Genomic DNA, 571 nt, shown 5'->3' with positions numbered 1-571 from the left:
GGAAGTGATCATCGACGACAATGCGCGCCAGGCGCTGTTCGGCGATTTCGGCGTCGAGCCGCTCGGCCAGATCGTGTTTCTCGGCTCGGTGCCGGCCCGAGTGATCGGTGTGGCGAAAAGCAATCGCAACTACGCGCCCAATCGCATTACTGTTTGGATGCCCTACAGCACGGTGATGTATCGCATGGTAGGCAAACCGACGCTCAGCGGCATCACCGTTCGGCTAAAGGACAATGTCGCCAGCGAATCGGCCGTCACCGCTATCACACAGCTGTTGACCCAACGCCATGGCGTAAAAGATTTCCGTTTGTACAACTTCGATAAAATCCGAAAGTCCATCGAACGCACGTCAATGACTTTCAGCCTGCTGATCCTGATGGTGGCGTCCATCGCGCTGGTGATCGGCAGCCTGGGCGTGATGAACATCATGCTGGTCTCGGTGACCGAACGCACCCACGAAATCGGCGTGCGCATGGCGGTCGGCGCGCGGCGCAGCGACATCATGCAACAGTTCATGATAGAGGCGGTGCTGGTCTGTCTGATCGGCGGCGCTTTGGGCATCGCGCTGTCG

Annotated in this window: 1 protein-coding gene; it reads left to right on the top strand. The window is 58.8% G+C overall.

The window, feature by feature from the left end; genetic code table 11:
* Positions 1-571: ABC transporter permease (locus CAG11_RS33050; RefSeq protein ID WP_143494909.1), on the top strand; the 571-nt coding region annotated here is incomplete at both ends.

This window comes from Pseudomonas sp. B6(2017) (assembly GCF_002112765.1).
GTDB classification, from domain to species: domain Bacteria; phylum Pseudomonadota; class Gammaproteobacteria; order Pseudomonadales; family Pseudomonadaceae; genus Aquipseudomonas; species Aquipseudomonas piscis.
Note: the sequence above shows the minus strand (reverse complement) of the source record. Positions and strands in the feature narration are given on the sequence as shown.